Source organism: Paenibacillus ihuae, assembly GCF_001368795.1.
Classification (GTDB): domain Bacteria; phylum Bacillota; class Bacilli; order Paenibacillales; family Paenibacillaceae; genus Paenibacillus_AQ; species Paenibacillus_AQ ihuae.
In genome coordinates, this window is record NZ_LN831198.1 from 1,167,546 (window position 1) to 1,185,428 (window position 17,883).

The window sequence follows — 17,883 nt, forward strand, 5'->3', positions numbered from 1 at the left end:
TGGCTGATGTCCAGTCCGAAAATATTGATTATGGACGAACCTACCCGCGGAATTGATGTGGGAGCGAAATATGAAATATATAATTTAATGAATCAACTGGTAGAGCAGGGAGTGGCTATTATTATGATCTCATCAGAGCTGCCGGAGGTACTGGGAATGAGCGACAGAATTCTGGTGATGAGTGAAGGGCAGTTTGTAAGAGAATATGATTGGCGCGAAGCTACGCAAGAGAAGATCATGCTCGCCGCTACAGGAGGTAAATAGTTATGCAACTGCAAAAAGAGCTTCAGGAACATAGTACGGTCCCTGCTGCGGCACAATCCCGTTTCAGTATTTTGTTCGGGAAAATGGATGTACGTGCCTATACGATGGTAGGAGCGCTCATTCTGATTTGGGTGCTGTTCGGGATTTTAAATCCCACATTTCTAACTTCACGGAATTTATCGAATCTGTTTACACAAATGTCAGTCACCTCCATCCTGGCAATCGGCATGGTGCTGGTCATTGTAGCGGGGCATATTGATCTCTCTGTCGGTTCAATTGTCGGTTTGACCGGCGGCATGGCCGCTATCCTCAGCAACTGGCTGGAGCTTCCGGCCATTGTGGTCATCTTAGGCACACTTGCCGCCGGCGCCGTACTCGGATTGCTTCAGGGCTGGCTGGTAGCCTATAAAATGATTCCCGCCTTCATCGTTACGCTGGGGGGGATGATGGTTTTCCGCGGCGTGCTTATGGGTGTGACGGAATCCATGACCATCCCTGTATCCGATCCAGTGCTAGCACTGCTCGGGAATGCTTATTTTGCCCGGGGGTTTGGCATCATTCTTGGAATTGTGGCAGTCGGCTTCCTGATGTGGAGTACATTCAATAAACGGCGTTCCCGCAAGAAATATGATTTCGCCATTGCTCCTCTGAGTATCGATATCGTTAAGGTGGCTGGCCTTTCCCTGCTTGTAGCAGTATTTGTAGCGGTGATGAACAATTACAAGGGCATTCCGTTTCCTATTATTTTTGTAATTGTTCTGGCGGCGATTTTCTATTTTATCTCGACCAAAACAACGTTCGGCCGCCATATTTATGCGATTGGAGGTAATATTGAGGCCGCGCGCCTCTCCGGCATCAACATCAAGCGCAAGACCATGCTGATATTTGTGCTGAGCGGGCTGCTCGGTTCCATTGCGGCCATCGTGCTTACCTCACGTCTGGCTTCGGCAACCATCACTGCCGGCAACATGGCGGAGATGGATGCCATTGCCGCCTGCGTCATCGGAGGAACTTCATTGATGGGCGGAGCCGGGACAGTAATCGGAGCCATTATAGGGGCACTCGTGATGACTTCGCTTGATAACGGAATGTCGCTTATGGGCCTGGAATCGTTCTGGCAGTATGTGGTCAAAGGTTCGATTCTGGTGATTGCAGTATGGCTGGATATTTCCAACCGCAGCAAGGGTGTAAAGTAGCAGCTGCGGCTGTATAACGACGAAGTAAAGAGCCGGTAAGGGGATTGCCCCTTGCCGGCTCTTTGCTGTATTTTGGAACGGATGCTCATTATTCCACAATCACCTTGGCGCTCATGGCGCTGTGCCCGGAGCCGCACATAATTGCACAGGTCATTTCAAAGGTCCCGGTTTCCTCAGGGATAATTACCCGGGAGGAGGTTTTGGCATCTAATCTCAGCTCCAGCTCAGGAATCAGAATGCCGTGATTGCCTTCCTCATTCTTAAACACGATCTTGACCGGCACACCTTTTTTCAGATGATATTCCTTCTGGTCAAAGCTGTAGTTTGTAGCCGTAATGGTGAGTTCATCCTCTGCAGCGACAGTATTCTCAGCTGCTCCGTCAGGAGCCGTCGATGTTTCATTGCCCCCGGTGCAGGCAGACAGGATGAGCAGACATAAGATTGACAGGAATAAGGCAGGTCTTTTGAGCATGATGATCCTCCTCCGGATTTTGATACATAGGCTAGAGTTATGACCCTAGCATAGCTTACTTTTTAAGTGAAGTCTTGAATTAACTTTATTAAAAGATTTCATCGGCGGAGGAAAGTCGTTGTTTGTCGAAAATCGCAAAAAAATGGTGCAAAGATAATTTAAATTCATTATAATTAAAGCTACTATATATCGGTAAGAAGTAGGGGATTCACATTAATCTAGCAATGGATATACAAAATGCGGAGATTTGGCACCGCAGAATATTAAGCGGGTATTGGATGCTGGTGTTTTTAATGCTGGCCGTCCAGTTCATCTTTATGCTGTCCACCCGTATTCCTGAAGTGAAGTCGGTGCTTCTCCCGGGCCAAGGCCACTTATTTATTGCCTGTAACTTATTGATCGTCATAGCTATGAGCCTCGCGGAAATGTGGCTGCGCACAACCGACCAATACCACAAGCAGGCTGTGGTCGGATGCGGTTTTGTTGTCTCATATTTGATGTATTTTGTACTGGAGCCATTTGTGGACGGGGCTCAGATGACCCTGATGATGCCGATAATGATCTCGCTTATCTATTTCGACCAGAAGCTGCTCAAATGCCTGGGCGTGTTCAGCCTCTTGTTTTATGGTGCCCTTTATTTCGGTTTGGAACGGACAGTGCTGGACAAGCCGCTGCTCGAATTTCTTCTGGTTGAATGTGTGTTTATAGTTTTCGTAGTGATGGCTCAGGCTGTCATTGTCCGTGCCTGGGAGGTTCGTGAACATCTCGAGCAGTTGACCAAATCAGAGCAGGGACTCATGGTGGAACGGGCGATTTCGGATAAACTGCTCAAAATAGAAGCCCTTACCGGCCTCTACAATCATAAAACCTTTCATGAATACCTGGATTCGCTGCTGGAGCAATGTGAGAGCAACGGGCTGCGTCTGCAGCTGGCGCTTTTTGATATCGATAATTTCAAGCGTGTGAATGATACTTACGGACACTGGGTGGGCGATCTTGTGCTCAAAGAGGTTGCAGCCAAGGTTGCGGGACAAATCGGCCTGAATGATTTTGCTGCCAGGTATGGCGGGGAGGAGTTCGCGGTCATCTTCACCGACAAAAGCTTTCAGGAAGCATACGCTGCTGCAGAAGACATGAGGCTGGCCATCAGCCAGATGGAACATCCGTACGCCGGAGGTAAGCCGATTACCGTCAGCATCGGACTCTGTGATTATCAGCTGGGCGACGGCAAGGAGCTGCTGTTCCGCAAAACGGATGATGCCCTGTATACAGCCAAACGCGGCGGCAAAAATAGAGTCGTTACGGCTTCCCTGGTGCACAGCAAGGTCACAGTTGCGACTTACGCGTAAAATGATACAACAAACCCCCTATTTCCGATATAATCCGGAGATAGGGGGTTTCATTGTCTGGACGCTGCTGTAGCAGGTTCAGATTATTTGCCGGCTTCAAACGGGGTAGATACCGGCAGGAACAGGTCGATAATACCGATGACCAGTGCAGCCAGTAAGGCTCCCAGAATCGATACGCTGACACCGCTCACGACGAATTGTGCGATCCAGATGACCAGGGCGCTGACCAGGAAACCAACGATGCCGCGGCCGAAGGGAGTCGCTTTTTTGCCGAAGATCCCTTCAATCACCCAGCCAAGCAGTGCAATGATCAGGGCCAGGATCAGTGCGCTCCAGAACCCGCCAATCGTGAATTGCGGAACAATCCAGCCGACAACGAGCAGGACAATCGCTGCTACCACGAAACGGACCACATGACCTAAAAATCTCATTGAATGAGCCTCCTTTGGCCTTCACATAAGGATATGTGCAGTTGTTATTATGGTCTTGAACCCCTGTTTCTATGCCCAAATAGCGAAAATGGGCTGAATTAGGTATAATGTAAACATCTATGAAGGGAGCTGTGACGGTAATTGGACGACAAAATTTTGCATACGCTTGAATATCGCAAGATTTTAAATAAATTGATGCAATATACGCAGACCCCGATGGGAAAACTTGCGGCGGAAGAACTGAAGCCCTCCGGAGATTTTGAAGGCGTGAAGCGGCTGCTGCAGGCCACAGATGAAGCGGCAAATGTTGACCGGCTCAAGGGGATTCCTTCGTTTGGCGGGGTCAGCGATATTCGTCCTGCACTGAAACGTGCATCAATCGGCGGCATGCTGGGAACGCCGGAGCTGCTCTCCGTGGGTAATACAATCGGCGGAGCACGCAGAGTGAAGCGGTTCCTGGCCGCCATGCATGAGGATGAGAAGATTCATTCCCTGTTTGCATTGAGCGATCTGCTCTCGGAGCAGAAGCATGTTGAGGATGCCATCCGTTCATGTATTGATGAGGACGCTAACGTGCTCGATTCGGCCAGTCCGGAGCTGGCTTCAATCCGCCGGGAGCTGCGCGGCGGAGAGACGCGGATCCGTGAGAAGCTGGATTCCATGATCCGGTCTTCCTCCGTAGCCAAGATGCTGCAGGATCAGCTTGTGACGATCCGGGGTGACCGCTTCGTTATTCCGGTCAAAGCGGAATACCGTGCTCACTTTGGCGGAATTGTGCATGACCAGTCCGGTTCGGGGGCCACGCTGTTCATTGAGCCGGAATCGATTGTGGCGATGAACAACAAGCTGCGCGAAACCCGGCTGCGCGAGGAACGGGAAATTGAGATTATTCTCCACAGGCTGACAGCTATGGTTGGCGATATTGCCGAAGAGATGGCTTACGACGTTGATATACTCGGACAGCTCGACTTTATCTTCTCTAAGGCGCGTCTGGCCCGTGAGATGAAGGCAACCCAGCCGCGGATGAACGACCGCGGTTACCTTAAGCTGCGTAAGGGCCGTCATCCGCTGATCCCTACGGAGCAGGTGGTGCCGCTGGATGTGGAGCTGGGCAATCAGTACAGCTCGATTATTGTTACCGGTCCGAATACCGGCGGTAAGACAGTTACGCTGAAGACGATCGGGCTGCTGAGCCTGATGTCGATGTCCGGTTTGTTCATTCCGGCAGAGGAAGGCAGCCAGATGTGTGTATTTGATGCCATTTATGCCGATATTGGGGATGAACAGAGTATCGAGCAGAGTCTGAGTACCTTCTCCAGCCACATGACCAATATTATCTCTATCTTGAAGCGGATGACTCCGAAAAGTCTTATTCTGCTGGATGAGGTAGGTGCAGGAACTGACCCTGCTGAAGGGTCGGCGCTGGCTATCGCCATCCTGGAGCATATTCACCGGATCGAATGCCGGATGGTCGCCACGACACACTATAGTGAGCTGAAGGCATATGCGTATGAACGTAAAGGCGTCATTAATGCCAGTATGGAATTTGATGTGCAGAGCTTAAGTCCGACCTACCGCCTGCTGATCGGCGTGCCGGGACGAAGCAATGCCTTTGCCATCGCTGAACGGCTTGGACTGCCCAACGAGATTCTGGATCACGCGCGCGGCGAAGTGAAGGAAGAGGACTTGCGCGTCGAGCATATGATTGCTTCACTCGAGGAGAACCGGCTCACCGCTGAGAACGAGCGAGAGCGGGCAGAGGTTATCCGCCGGGAAGCGGAGGAATTCCGCAAGCGCCAGCAGCAGGAGCTTGAGAAGCTGGAAAGCCAGCGTGATAAGCGGCTGGAGAAAGCGGAGAAGGATGCCACCGCAATTCTCGACAAGGCTCGCATGGAAGCGGAGGAAATCATCAGCGGTCTGCGCCGTCTGGCCATGGAGGAAGGGGCTTCCGTCAAGGAGCACAAGCTGATTGAAGCCCGCCGGCGTCTGGATGAAGCAGAACCGGCGCCGCGTAAGAAACCCGTATCCCGGAGCAGCACCAAGGCCACGCGGCAGATTCAGCCCGGCGATGAGGTGAAGCTGCCAAGCGTGAATCAGAAAGGCTATGTGGTTGAGCTGAGCGGGACTAAGGAAGCGCTTGTGCAGTTCGGCATCATGAAGATGAAGGTCAATCTAAGCGATCTGGAGTTTTTGGCATCTGCACCGGATAATCCGGCACCTGCACTCCGCCGTGCAACAACCGTCAAACGTACACGGGATGAGAATGTCCGCAGTGAGCTGGACCTGCGCGGTGCGAACCTGGAAGAAGCGATTATGGAAACGGACCGTTTCATCGATGAAGCGTTCCTAGGCAATCTTGGACAAATTTCGATTATCCATGGCAAAGGCACCGGCGTACTGCGGACCGGCATCCAGGAATATCTGCGTAAACATAAGCATGTCAAAAGCTACCGGCTAGGAAATTATAACGAGGGCGGCGCGGGTGTAACCGTGGCTGAACTGGAATAGCGTCGGAGCCCGGCAGAAAGAGGGGAACAATGCAAGGAAATATTGATCTTTTGCTGGATCATCCGCTGGGTGCACTGCTTGGCTACTTCACTGTGGCCATTCTCGGCCTGGTGATATTTCTGTCCTTCTTCGAAATGGTGACCAAGTACAACTGCTGGGAGGAAATTCGTAAGGGGAATTTAGCGGTAGCGATGGCAACCGGCGGCAAAATATTCGGCATCTGTAATATTCTGCGCTTCAGCATCCAGGCTGGAGCCTCCATATACGAGACAATGAAATGGTCGCTTGTCGGTTTTTTACTGCTGCTGCTTGCGTATTTCCTGTTCGAATTTCTGACTCCCGTCTTTTCAATTGATGATGAAATTGCAGCAGATAACCGGGCGGTGGGACTTACAGCGATGCTGATCTCGGTTTCACTGTCCTATGTGATCGGCGCCGCTATATACTGACTTAGGAGTAGGAACTGATGAAAATTCTGATCCGGGTGCTATTTTTCTCCGCCGTCGCTTTTATAGCGGCCGGAATTATTTATTTAGTGGTGAACTGATTATTAAATGTGAGGTAAGAAGGAGAACGTGAAGATGGAAACAACTGTATGCCCTTGGTGCCATACCGAAATTGTATGGGACGAGGAATTTGGGCCTGAGGATACCTGCCCCCACTGCAACAATGAGCTTAGCGGATACCGTACTATCACGGTAGGCGTAGATGATCTTGAGGATGAAGAGCTGGAAGAAGATGTACCGGAAGTCTCCGAAGAGGATGAAATCAGTGATGATAACCTGTGGGACGACGATGACAAAGAAAGCGTAGTGCCGATCTTCAACACCCTTGACCAGTTTGGAGACGACTATGATCTGAAGCAGTATGAACAGAGCGTAGCGGCAATCCTGGCTGCGCAGCTCGAGGCGCCGGAATGTCCGCAGTGCCATGAACTCTTGGTATTGTCCGGTACACAAAAGGTAACCAGCTTTGAGCCGTCTTCTCCTGAGGCACTGGGTGGACCTGTGTTGAAGGCGCCATTTTCGCTGAATCTGTATGTATGCCCTTCATGCTTCCATGTTCAGCAGAGTCTGGCGCAGGAAGACCGGGCGGGATTTGTGCGCAATCTGAGCAACTCTAATAAATAGGCACTGTTCATAATTCGCCCTCCTTCCGGGAACGATAAGCAGGATTGTTCAGAAGGCAAGGAGGGCGCCCTAATTGAAGAGAGCACCACAAAGTCAGGCGGTATTACTGCTGGCGGTTAATGGGTTGTATTTGCTGGCCAGTGCACTGGCAGGTACTTTTTTAAATGTATACTTGTGGAAAAGCCGTCAAGATTACGTCATGATCGGCTGGTTTGCGCTCAGCCAGCAGGTGGCGGTGGGCCTTAGCTTCTGGCTGGCCGGCAAGTGGGTGAAGGAACATAATAAAATGAATGCCCTGCGGCTGGGAATCGCCGTTTCGGGCTTTTTTTATTTGCTGGTGCTATGGCTCGGTGGGAGGGCCTCCAGTTATATTTGGCCGTTAGGCCTGACCCTCGGATTATCCATCGGCGTATTTTGGCTCGCCTATAACATTATCTATTTTGAAATTACGGAGGCGGATAACCGGGATTTTTTTAATGGCTGGATCGGACTGCTGGGTTCACTCGCCGGGATCATAGGCCCGTTTCTCTCCGGGTGGATGATCTCCAGGCTGCAGGGGGAGCGCGGGTACAGGATCGTGTTTATGCTCTCTCTGGGCATTTACACAGTCGCGGCGGTCCTGAGCTTTTTCTGAAGAAACGCAAAAGTGAAGGTGAATATCTGTGGCTGGAGCCGTGGAGGGAGCTGCGGCGTTCCGGCAGCCGCTGGCGGCCTGTCGCGGCTGCACTGTTCTTTCAAGGCTTAAGAGGGGGAGTCTTTGCTTTTCTGATTGATCTTCTGGTCTACATCGCGGCGCAGACAGAGAGCAAGCTGGGACAATTTGCGCTGATTACATCAGCGGTGTCGCTCATCAGTTATTTCGCGGCAGGCAAATGGTTCAAGCCCCGCTACCGATCTGCGGGTATGCTGGCCGGGGGGATTTTGCTGCTGGCTGTTATCGTGCCGCTTGTCTGGAAGGTAAGCTATGGGACATTGCTGGTGATGGGAATCGGAACCGCACTGTTCATGCCGTTATATATGCTGCCGATGACTTCCATCAGCTTCGATCTGATGGGTGAATCGGCGGAGAGTGTTAGTAAGCGGGTCGAATTAGTAGTGCTGCGCGAGCTAAGCCTGATGAGCGGGCGGCTGCTGGGGATGTTTGCATTTATCGGGGTCTTGTCCGTTAACAGCTCCCAGCTGGCGATTATTGTACTGCTGCTTGTATTGGGGGCAGCGCCTTTAGGCAGCTGGATCGTTCTCCGCCGCAAGCTTCATCGCAGCCGTGCCGGCAATATGCAATAATTGATGTAAGACAAGCTGGAGAGGATTTTTGTATTCATGGCTAAAAAAAGTTGATTGGATTAAGGACTCAGGTAGCATTTATGGGTTCGGCTGTAGTGCTGCTGGTCCTGCTGGTGCTTTATTTTATATTTAGCAATCAGATTATTCCGCAAACCCGTCATGCGCTGGAGGATAAGGCAAATGCGATTGCCCGCACAATTGCCCTTATGCCGCTGGTATCAGAGGGCTTAAGTGAAGGGCACAGCAAGGAGATCCAGGCCTATACCTCCAAAATCACCCGCCGCAATGATATTATGTTTGTAGTTGTAATTGATATGAACAGCGTCCGCTATTCCCATCCCGATCCCTCGATGATCGGTAAGTCTTTTGCCGGGGGAGGGCAGCAGGCTGCACTCCGCGGAGAAGAGAGCATCTCCGAAGGCGAAGGCATGCTGGGTAAGTCTCTGCGTGCCTTTGTTCCCGTGTATACGGGCCAGGGACATCAGGTGGGAGTAGTTGTGGTAGGCCTTTCCATGGAAAAGGTCCAACGTCTGGTGAGGCAGAATGAATGGACGCTTATCGCAATTCTGCTGTCTGGTGCACTGCTTGGAGCCGGTGGGGCAATCGTTCTCGGCCTGAGGATAAAGCGGATGATCTTCGGCATGGAGCCTGCGGATATATCCAAGCTCCTGCAGGAGCGCAGTGCTATGCTGCAATCCACACGTGAGGGGATTATAGCAGTAGACCATGAAGCTACGATCACAATGGTCAACTTGGAAGCAGAGCGGCTTCTAAACACAGCCGGCATTAAGGGTAATGGTATGACCCGCAATATAGCTGACTATTGGCCGGAGCTGGGGCTGGAGCAGGTACTTGCAACCGGTGAACCGAAACAGGACCAGGAGCTGGAGCTGAACGGCATCACCCTGCTCGTTAGCAGTGTGCCGATCCGGGTTAACGGGGCCATTGCCGGGGCGATTGCCACGTTCCGTGACAAAACTGAGCTAGCTGTCCTGGCGGAGCGGCTGTCCGGCATTTCGGTCTATGCAGATGCGCTGCGGGCAGGCGCGCATGAGTTCATGAACAAGCTGCACGTCATTATGGGAATGACGCATATGGGGCTGTATGATGAGCTGCAGCAGTATATTTCGGGGACAGTCAGCAACCATCAGAACGAAATCGGGTCCATCACCCGCATGATCAAGGACCCTGTGATGGCCGGATTTCTGCTGGGGAAGCTCAGCCGGGCAAGGGAAGCGGGGATAGATCTGCTGCTGGCAGAGGACAGCTATCTGCCGGAAGCTGCTGAGCCGCAAACGATCCATGAGCTGATCACTATCGCCGGCAACCTGCTTGACAACGCAATGGAAGCGTTGGAAGGGCAGGAGGTTAAGGAAATTGAGCTTGCTTTTCATTATGAGCACGGACGTTTGTGCTGCACGGTGGAGGACAGCGGTCCGGGAATTCCCGAGCTGCTGCAGAAGCAAATCTTTGAACAAGGGTTTTCGACTAAGGGAGAACAGCGGGGGATCGGACTGTACCTGGTCCGTAAAAGTGTGGAGAAACTGGAGGGACGCCTTCAGCTCATTTGCGGTAAGGAAACGGGGACTACCTTCATCGCGATAGTGCCATATGCTGTTAAGGGTGAGGAGAATGTATGAACATTAAGGTACTGATTGTCGAGGATGATCCGATGGTCGCCAAATTCAACCGCCACTATCTGGAGCAGGTGGAGGGTTTTGAATTCGCAGGGTGGGCCTCTACGGGTGAGGCAGCGGTGGAGATGCTTGCAGCACAGGCAATTGACCTTGTCCTGCTGGATATATATATGCCCCGAACCAGCGGATTGCAGCTGCTGTCCACTCTCCGCGAGAAGGGCAGTATGGTCGATATTATCGTCATCTCCGCTGCCAGCGACAAGGCCAGCATCCGCAAGGCGCTGCAGCTCGGAGCCGTAGATTATTTAATTAAGCCATTCGAGTTCGCCCGGTTTCAGGCTGCGCTGTCTGCCTACCGGGAGGATTATACTTTGCTGAAGCAGCAGGAGCCGCTCAGCCAGCAGCAGCTGGATAAGCTGCTGAGGCATCCCCTGGGAACAGAAGAGGACAAACCGGCAGCGCTGCCTAAGGGGCTGTCTGAAGGAACACTGGAAAGTATCTGGAACACCATACAGCAACTGCAGAGGCCTACATTCTCTACGGAGGATATTACGGAGGATGCTCCGATTTCGCGGATTTCTGTCCGCAAATATCTGGCGTTCCTTAAAGACGCTGGAGTACTCGACATGGAGATCAGCTATGGCGCTGTGGGGAGACCTGTGTATATGTACACGGTTACTCCAGTCGGGCATGACATCATTACGAAATATATCAGCGGCAGCAGCCGTTAAGGGGCCTTCGGGCCTTTTTTATATTTCTGATTCACTTTGTGTGTGCGCGGGTGGTACGGGACGGAATCAAAGGGAAAGGTCCCGTTGATTCCGTCCCGTACGGGCTAAAGGCTGGAATCAGCGGGAAAAATACCTCTGATTCTGCCACGTACGGGCTAAAGGCTGGAATCAAAGGGAAAAGTCCCGTTGATTCTGCCACGTACGGGCTAAGAGCTGGAATCAGCGGGAAAAATACCTCTGATTCTGCCACGTACGGGCTAAAGGCTGGAATCAGCGGGAAAAACACCTCTGATTCTGCCACGTACGGGCTAAAGGCTAGATGCAAAGGTGAAAATTCCTCTAGTTCTGTCCCGCACCGGCCACATGCTGTCCCGCTTTGGCTGGTTACTTTAGTTACTAAACGTTTTCTTTAGTTACGTAAGCTTCCAAGGAGAGGGGCTTTGCCGCTATGATAATTGTGAAAATATGCACAAGGGGGCAGGGTTTACACATGAAAAAGAAAACAGCAGCCGCTCTTCTTCTCGTTCTCTCCGTTATACTTATTATCGCGGGATGCGGTAACAACAGCAGCAATACCAGTAATAGCGCAGGTGAGAGCAAGAGCAAGAACAGCGCGGCAACCGCAACTAACGCGCCAAAAGAAACAGAAGCCGTTTCGGGGGCATCCGAAGCCAGCTATACACCGCTTGATCAATTAAAAGATAATTATGATATCATCATCGTCGGTGCAGGCGGGGCAGGCATGTCTGCAGCGCTTGAAGCAAAGGCAAAGGGCTTGAATCCGGTTATCTTTGAAAAAATGCCGGTTGCCGGCGGCAATACAACGAAATCCTCTTCGGGAATGAACGCTTCGGAAACGAAATTCCAGAAAGAGCAGGGAATTGAAGACAGCAATGATCTTTTCTATGAAGAGTCTCTAAAAGGCGGTCACGATACCAACGACAAAGAAATGCTCCGTTTCTTCGTTGATAATTCTGCAAGTGCGATTGACTGGCTGGATTCTATCGGAATCCGTTTGAACAATATTACGATTACCGGCGGTATGAACGAAAAACGTACACATCGTCCTGAGGATGGCTCAGCAGTAGGCCAATACCTGGTTAAAGGTCTGGTACAAAATGTTCAGGAGCAAGGCATTTCTTTGTTTGTAAATGCTGATGTGAAGGAAATTACTCAGCAGGACGGCAAGGTAAACGGCGTCAAGGTCCTGTTTAACCAGGCTGACGAGAAAACGATTACTGCAGCAGCAGTCATTGTCACTACCGGCGGTTTCGGTGCCAACACAGATATGATCACTGAAGTCAGACCCGATCTTGAAGGATACGTGACTACCAACCAGATTGGCAGCACGGGTGACGGCATTAAGATGATTGAGAAGGTTGGCGGTACGACGGTGGATATGGATCAGATCCAGGTTCATCCTACCGTGCAGCAGGAGAAATCCTATCTCATCGGGGAAGCGGTACGCGGCGAAGGAGCTATTCTTGTTTCAAGTGAAGGAACACGGTTCACGAATGAATTGAACACACGTGATAAAGTGACAGCGGCAATCAATAACCTTGCTGAAAAATCGGCTTATCTTGTATTTGATTCTGGTGTTAAATCCCGCGTTAAAGCGATCGGGCAATATGAGAAAATGGGCTTTGTGATCCAAGGGGATACGCCACAGGCATTAGCTGAAGCGATGAATGTTCCGGCAGATAAACTGCAAGCTACACTGGATACCTGGAACAGCGCAGTGAAAAATAAACAGGATGCCGAATTCGGCAGAACAACAGGCATGGATAACGACCTATCCGCAGGTCCGTACTATGCTATCAAAATCGGCCCGGGAGTTCACTACACTATGGGCGGTGTTAAGATCAACACCAATACAGAAGTTCTGGACAAAGACGGAAATCCGATTACTGGCCTGTTTGCAGCAGGTGAAGTAACGGGCGGGCTGCATGGTACGAACCGGATCGGCGGCAACTCTGTTGCCGAGATCATTATCTTTGGCCGCCAGGCAGGAATTAAATCTGCCGAATTCGTAAAAACAAAATAAGATCCGAGATCTGCCGCGTATTAACTGGCAAATCGTCAAACACCAAGCGCCTGGGCTCTATGAGTCCGGGCGCTTGGTGTTTTAGGTCTGAGCTGCAGGAGCAGGGGACGGCTTGGTGGTCCGTGTCAGAGAGAACAGCTCAAGCTCGGGCCGGTATTTGCCGGCAAGGGTATCGGTGAGCAGTTCAGCGGCAATCATGCTGTAGACTGTTCCGTTGCCCCCATATCCTTCGATGAAGTAACAATGGGGATACTTGGGGTGAGGACCAATGAAAGGCAGTCCGTCACGGGAGGTTCCGAATACACCGCCCCATGAAAACTCCGCTTCCACTCCTTTTATCTCCGGGAAAAGCGCCTCCAGCTCCTCCAGCAGCCTCTGGCTCTGCGACAGTACTCTGTTTTCCCTCTGCAAGGGACCTGTGAGCTGTTCATCCTTGCCTCCTGCAATAATACGTCCGTCATTGGTTGTACGGAAATACAAATAAGGCCGGGCTGTTTCCCAGATTAAGCTTTGTTCATGCCACTTTGGGAGGTTCTTCAGAGGCCGGGTCATGATTGCATAAGTATTAATCAGCTCGGCCCCCCGGTCCTTTTTCATTTCCTGAGTTTCATAACCCATGGCAAAAATAATGGATTTGGCGAAAATACGGCCATGCTCAGTGAAGCAGGTGACCCCATTTGCGCCAAACTCAAAATGGCGGGCCTTTGTATGTTCGTATACACGGACACCATTTGTATGTGACTTATGAATCAGACTGTGAAGCATCCGGAATGGATTGGTTTCTGCATCGCCTTTGGAATATAGTGCCGCAGATTTTGAGAAAGAGTAATGAGTCCGGATCTTGTCTTCCTCCCAGAATTCCGCGTCAAACCCATGTGCTGCCAGGTTTTCATACTCCAACCGCAGCTCAGCTACATCCTCCGGGAAACTGGCATATAACAGGCTGCTTCTGGGGATAATATGCGTTTCGATATCCAGTTGTCCCGGCAGCTCCAGAATTTTCTCAACAGCTTCACGGCATAACTTATAGAACAATAAGCCTTCCGCTGCTCCAAAAGTGTTCATGCATGAGGTGAGTGATTTGTCGTTTGCAACCTGCAGTAAGCCAGTATTGGCATGCGTGCTGCCGTGCCCTACTGCCCTTTTATCAATCAATACGGTGTTGGCTCCGCTTAAGGACAAGCGGTATGAAGCCATAGCCCCTCCCATACCTCCGCCAACGATTAGACAATCGCATGTGATATCCCCATCGAGCACAGGATATACAGGGAAATTTGGCAAAGTTCTCTCCCAGGGCGTCTGCCCGCTGATTAATTTCATCTGCTGATCTCCCCTTAATGAGATTCCGATAAGGTAGTATTGGTCGCTGTACAGGCCCTCATTCATCATTATGTGTGTTCTTTACGGGTAGTCGGTTGTGCATTATGGCACATATTTAACCTCCATGCGCAGCATACTAATACGGCTTGAATATTTAGAAGGAGGGACATAAGAATATGCAATCTACGCAAATGCAGGCACTTAGCGGGAAAGAACTGGAATATATTGCGGACTCCATCTCTAATGAGGATCTGCTGATCAAGCAGCTGGCAGCAACCGCCGGCAGCACTCAGAACTCTACGGTTAACCAGATTTGCAATCAGCAAATCCAGAGTCATACCCATCATATGGGAATGCTCATTCAGCTTCTGCAGCAGCACCAGCAATATGCTCCATCACAACCCCAGCAATAAGTGCTTTTAAGTATGAAATCTAAATATTATTTCAAGGAGGATATTAAGTGTACGCACAAAATGGAGCGCAATTTATGGCGGATGAGGACCTGCTGACTATGATTCTGGATGACCTGAAACGGACAGTACGCGAATATACGACAGCGGCTACCGAATCGAATTGTCAAACCGTGCGCCGGGTCTTCAATGACTTGACCATGGATACACTGCGTATTCAAGGGGACCTGTACAACCAGATGTCACAGATGGGATTTTATCAAGCACCAGACAAAGCCCTTCGCCAAGCTGTGGACAAGCAGATCCAAAGCGCACAGCAAACGCAGCACAAATGCCAGCAATTCGTGCAGCAGAAGACAGGCGGGGCCGGAAGTTACACTCAGGCGGCGAATGTACCGGTGCACCAGCCAAATGTGCATAGCCAAAACCCATACTATATGTAACCCCTCTCCTCTTGAGGTGAAGCACAACAAGGAAATGCTTCGCTGGTTAAAAGGATGATGTATCATTTCTCTCCGCCGAAAGAGTTCAGGCAGATGGTGCATTAGGTTATTGAAGTGATGACCCCGCCCCGGCGGGGTTATTTTGTTTGCAGAGCGGACCGTTTCATGTCATATTAGTATTAAACTCTTTTCGCTATTGCCGCGCTGATTCAGAAAGGCGGGTAACGCGAACTATGCGGGGGGAAGGCATGAAGGAAATGGACGAATTAAAGCGGAAAGTGCTGGAACTGCTCAAGGAGGACGCCCGAAGCTCTACGGCGCTGATGGCGACCCTGCTTGGAGCGGAAGAAGAAGATATTAAAACCGTTATTGCGCAAATGGAGAAGGACCACGTTATTGTAAAATATGCTACTGTTGTGAACTGGGATAAGGTGGACGATGAGCGGGTAACCGCACTGATCGAGGTGCAGATTACACCGGAGCGCGGCCGCGGCTTTGAAGGCATTGCCGAACGGATCTACCTGTATCCGCAGGTGAAATCGGTCTATTTAATGTCAGGGGCTTATGATCTGCTGGTGGAAGTGGAAGGACGCAATCTCCGTGAGGTCGCTAATTTTGTGTCTGAGAAGCTCTCCCCGATTGATTCTGTACTCTCGACCAAAACCAACTTTACGCTCAAAAAATACAAACAGGACGGTATCATCTTTGAAGAGCATGAAGAGGACAATCGTCTGCTGATATCTCCGTAAAGGAAGTAATCATATGATCACGAATAACCAGAAGCAAACCGGAGAATCAGGCAAATCCATGAATTCGTATCTGGCACCGCTGGTTCAGCAGATCCAGCCGTCGGGTATCCGCAAGTTTTTTGATCTGGCGGCAGGGAGTAAAGACATCATCTCATTGGGTGTCGGCGAACCGGACTTCAAGACGCCATGGCATGTAAGGGAAGCTTGTGTCTATTCGCTGGAAAGAGGCTTTACCGGCTATACCTCCAATGCGGGGATGCCGGAGCTGCGCGAAGGCATTGCGAATTATCTGCATTCACGGTTTGCAGTAGAGTATAATCCCGCAAATCAAATTATTGCGACGGTTGGCGGCAGTGAAGCGATCGATCTGGCACTCCGCGCCTTAATCTCGCCGGGTGATGAAATTCTGATCCCCGAGCCCTGTTATATTTCTTATTCTCCGATTACCGCCATCGGCGGCGGAATACCGGTCGGGATTGAAACCTTTGGCGAGAATCACTTCAAATTGACGGCTGAAGCGCTTGAAGCGAAGATTACGCCGCGTTCTAAGATTCTGATACTCTGCTATCCAAGCAATCCGACAGGAGCGATTATGAGCCGGGAGGATTGGGAGCCGATTGCCAAGGTCGTGGAGAAGCATGATCTTATCGTGATTTCAGATGAAATTTACGCTGAGCTGACCTATGGAAGCAACCATGTAAGCTTCCCTTCGCTTCCGGGCATGTTGGACCGGACGATTCTGGTTAGCGGATTCTCCAAGGCCTTTGCCATGACCGGATGGCGGATGGGATATGCCTGCGGCCATCCCGACCTGATCTCCGCCATGCTGAAGATCCACCAGTACACCGTCATGTGCGCCCCTTCCATGGGCCAGGTTGCCGCCTTGGAGGCTCTGACCAACGGCATGGAGGAAAAGGACCGGATGACCGATTCGTACAACCAGCGGCGCCGTTTGATCGTCAAAGGCCTGCGTGATGCCGGATTGGACTGTCATGAACCGCAGGGCGCGTTTTACGCTTTTCCGAGCGTTCAGCGGACCGGGCTTACCTCCGATCAATTTGCCCAGCGGCTGCTGCTGGAGTACAAAGTTGCCGCTGTGCCGGGCAGCGTATTCGGCTTAGGAGGAGAAGGCTATCTGCGCTGTTCCTACGCAACCTCAGTCTCCCAGCTGAATGAAGCCATCGAGCGGATAGGTGCTTTTGTCTCACAGCTGGAACGGGAACGGACGGAATAAGAAGGTTAAGAGGAAGTAAATCGGGCTATAGCGGATATCTCTGCTTTATGGTATTATTTTACTTTAAGAACAAGAAACACCTGTATTTATTACATGGAACTCTTATTCTGGTAACCAGGCGATTGCGCAAAAAGGGAGACTCCTTATGCTCCTGGGCAATTAGCAATAATCCATTAGGAGGGATGACCAGTGCTCATCGGCGATTATTACTTGCCTTCCTACAGCGGGGATTGTTATCCGGGAAGCGGACAACGCTCCTCGGACACTGATACTGCTGCGCGCAAGCTGTCTCTTGAACATGAGATTCTGATCCTCCGCAGCAGGATGGAGCAGCTCTTCATGCAGGAGCAATCCTTCACTTCGCAGCATGTGATCGAAATCAGCTGTCTGCTGGATCTCAAAATCAATGAATATATGAAGGAATCATACCGCAGCCTCTAGCTGTGAATATTTTTGACGAAGGGCCCCAGGGCCCTTTTTTTGTGCTGGCGTGCCCAGAGGCACGCATTATCTAGTTGGTGCAAGTCCAACCAAGAGAGGGGCCAAGCCACTCTTGTAGCTAGGATGCTTGCGCATGGGGAAATCTGTGTGTAAAAGCGCATCGACAAAAGTACCGGTCAGAGACCGGGCGAGCAACAACCCAGGCCGCAACATCAAGTGAATCCTGCCGCGTCGTCAAAA

General features: G+C 51.0%; 18 protein-coding genes and 1 pseudogene. 16 read left to right on the forward strand and 3 right to left on the reverse strand.

Translation table 11 applies throughout. From position 1 onward, the window contains the following. Together AQR02_RS33585 and AQR02_RS05115 are read left to right on the forward strand one after the other, a co-directional pair. Window positions 1-264 (forward strand): annotated as a pseudogene (locus tag AQR02_RS33585) (D-xylose ABC transporter ATP-binding protein); the annotation flags it as partial. A 2-nt stretch (window positions 265-266) separates the two neighbouring features. Further along, window positions 267-1,460: a sugar ABC transporter permease gene (locus AQR02_RS05115; protein ID WP_054939655.1), complete on the forward strand. Its 1,194-nt coding sequence runs from the start codon at window positions 267-269 to the stop codon at window positions 1,458-1,460. An 88-nt stretch (window positions 1,461-1,548) separates the two neighbouring features. Here AQR02_RS05115 and AQR02_RS05120 read toward each other — a convergent pair whose 3' ends face one another. After that, window positions 1,549-1,932 (reverse strand): cupredoxin domain-containing protein, encoded by a 384-nt coding sequence (locus AQR02_RS05120; protein WP_054939656.1) that lies wholly within the window; start codon window positions 1,930-1,932, stop codon window positions 1,549-1,551. 224 nt (window positions 1,933-2,156) lie between these two features. On the opposite strand from AQR02_RS05120, the gene AQR02_RS05125 reads away from it, so the two are divergent. Further along, window positions 2,157-3,281, forward strand: a complete 1,125-nt coding sequence (locus AQR02_RS05125) for a GGDEF domain-containing protein (protein ID WP_054939657.1) — start codon at window positions 2,157-2,159, stop codon at window positions 3,279-3,281. 83 nt (window positions 3,282-3,364) lie between these two features. On the opposite strand, the gene AQR02_RS05130 is transcribed toward AQR02_RS05125, so the two are convergent. Further along, on the reverse strand, window positions 3,365-3,712 hold the full coding sequence (locus AQR02_RS05130) for a phage holin family protein (protein WP_054939658.1): 348 nt from the start codon (window positions 3,710-3,712) through the stop codon (window positions 3,365-3,367). Window positions 3,713-3,853: 141 nt separating this feature from the next. Here AQR02_RS05130 and AQR02_RS05135 point away from each other — a divergent pair, with 141 nt between their 5' ends. The 8 genes from AQR02_RS05135 (at window position 3,854) to AQR02_RS05170 (ending at window position 13,046) form a co-directional block, all read left to right on the forward strand. Next, window positions 3,854-6,220, forward strand: coding sequence for an endonuclease MutS2 (locus AQR02_RS05135; RefSeq protein ID WP_054939659.1), 2,367 nt, complete (start codon window positions 3,854-3,856; stop codon window positions 6,218-6,220). 29 nt (window positions 6,221-6,249) lie between these two features. Beyond that, window positions 6,250-6,669: a DUF350 domain-containing protein gene (locus AQR02_RS05140; RefSeq protein ID WP_054939660.1), complete on the forward strand. Its 420-nt coding sequence runs from the start codon at window positions 6,250-6,252 to the stop codon at window positions 6,667-6,669. Window positions 6,670-6,801: 132 nt separating this feature from the next. Then, complete coding sequence (locus tag AQR02_RS05145) at window positions 6,802-7,350, forward strand: hypothetical protein (RefSeq protein WP_054939661.1); 549 nt, start codon at window positions 6,802-6,804, stop codon at window positions 7,348-7,350. A 73-nt stretch (window positions 7,351-7,423) separates the two neighbouring features. Next, a complete protein-coding gene (locus tag AQR02_RS35455) occupies window positions 7,424-7,984 on the forward strand; it encodes an MFS transporter (RefSeq protein WP_425339959.1) in 561 nt (186 codons plus the stop codon). After that, window positions 7,885-8,634 carry an MFS transporter gene (locus AQR02_RS35460; protein WP_425339960.1) on the forward strand — a complete coding sequence of 250 codons (750 nt, stop codon included), beginning with the start codon at window positions 7,885-7,887 and terminating at the stop codon, window positions 8,632-8,634. Before AQR02_RS35455 ends, AQR02_RS35460 begins: the two co-directional genes overlap by 100 nt. Before the next feature lie 50 nt (window positions 8,635-8,684). Then, on the forward strand, window positions 8,685-10,274 hold the full coding sequence (gene dcuS / locus AQR02_RS05155; RefSeq protein ID WP_245237137.1) for a DcuS/MalK family sensor histidine kinase: 1,590 nt from the start codon (window positions 8,685-8,687) through the stop codon (window positions 10,272-10,274). Next, window positions 10,271-11,002: a response regulator gene (locus tag AQR02_RS05160; RefSeq protein ID WP_054939662.1), complete on the forward strand. Its 732-nt coding sequence runs from the start codon at window positions 10,271-10,273 to the stop codon at window positions 11,000-11,002. The genes dcuS and AQR02_RS05160 overlap by 4 nt, the downstream gene beginning before the upstream one ends. A 490-nt stretch (window positions 11,003-11,492) precedes the next feature. Further along, on the forward strand, window positions 11,493-13,046 hold the full coding sequence (locus AQR02_RS05170) for a flavocytochrome c (protein ID WP_054939664.1): 1,554 nt from the start codon (window positions 11,493-11,495) through the stop codon (window positions 13,044-13,046). Window positions 13,047-13,127: 81 nt separating this feature from the next. Here AQR02_RS05170 and AQR02_RS05175 read toward each other — a convergent pair whose 3' ends face one another. Further along, window positions 13,128-14,366, reverse strand: a complete 1,239-nt coding sequence (locus AQR02_RS05175; RefSeq protein ID WP_054941997.1) for an NAD(P)/FAD-dependent oxidoreductase — start codon at window positions 14,364-14,366, stop codon at window positions 13,128-13,130. Window positions 14,367-14,542: 176 nt separating this feature from the next. Here AQR02_RS05175 and AQR02_RS05180 point away from each other — a divergent pair, with 176 nt between their 5' ends. The 5 genes from AQR02_RS05180 (at window position 14,543) to AQR02_RS05200 (ending at window position 17,643) form a co-directional block, all read left to right on the forward strand. Next, the gene (locus tag AQR02_RS05180; RefSeq protein ID WP_054939665.1) at window positions 14,543-14,779 is read left to right on the forward strand and encodes a hypothetical protein; all 237 of its coding nucleotides are present in this window, start codon (window positions 14,543-14,545) and stop codon (window positions 14,777-14,779) included. A gap of 47 nt (window positions 14,780-14,826) precedes the next feature. After that, entirely contained in the window at window positions 14,827-15,219 is a 393-nt protein-coding gene (locus AQR02_RS05185; protein WP_054939666.1) for a spore coat protein, read from the forward strand. A gap of 248 nt (window positions 15,220-15,467) precedes the next feature. Next, window positions 15,468-15,968: an Lrp/AsnC family transcriptional regulator gene (locus AQR02_RS05190; protein ID WP_054941998.1), complete on the forward strand. Its 501-nt coding sequence runs from the start codon at window positions 15,468-15,470 to the stop codon at window positions 15,966-15,968. A gap of 13 nt (window positions 15,969-15,981) precedes the next feature. Continuing rightward, entirely contained in the window at window positions 15,982-17,202 is a 1,221-nt protein-coding gene (locus tag AQR02_RS05195; RefSeq protein WP_054939667.1) for an aminotransferase class I/II-fold pyridoxal phosphate-dependent enzyme, read from the forward strand. Between the two features lie 189 nt (window positions 17,203-17,391). Continuing rightward, window positions 17,392-17,643, forward strand: coding sequence for an aspartyl-phosphate phosphatase Spo0E family protein (locus tag AQR02_RS05200; RefSeq protein WP_054939668.1), 252 nt, complete (start codon window positions 17,392-17,394; stop codon window positions 17,641-17,643). The last annotated feature ends 240 nt before the right edge of the window (window positions 17,644-17,883 follow it).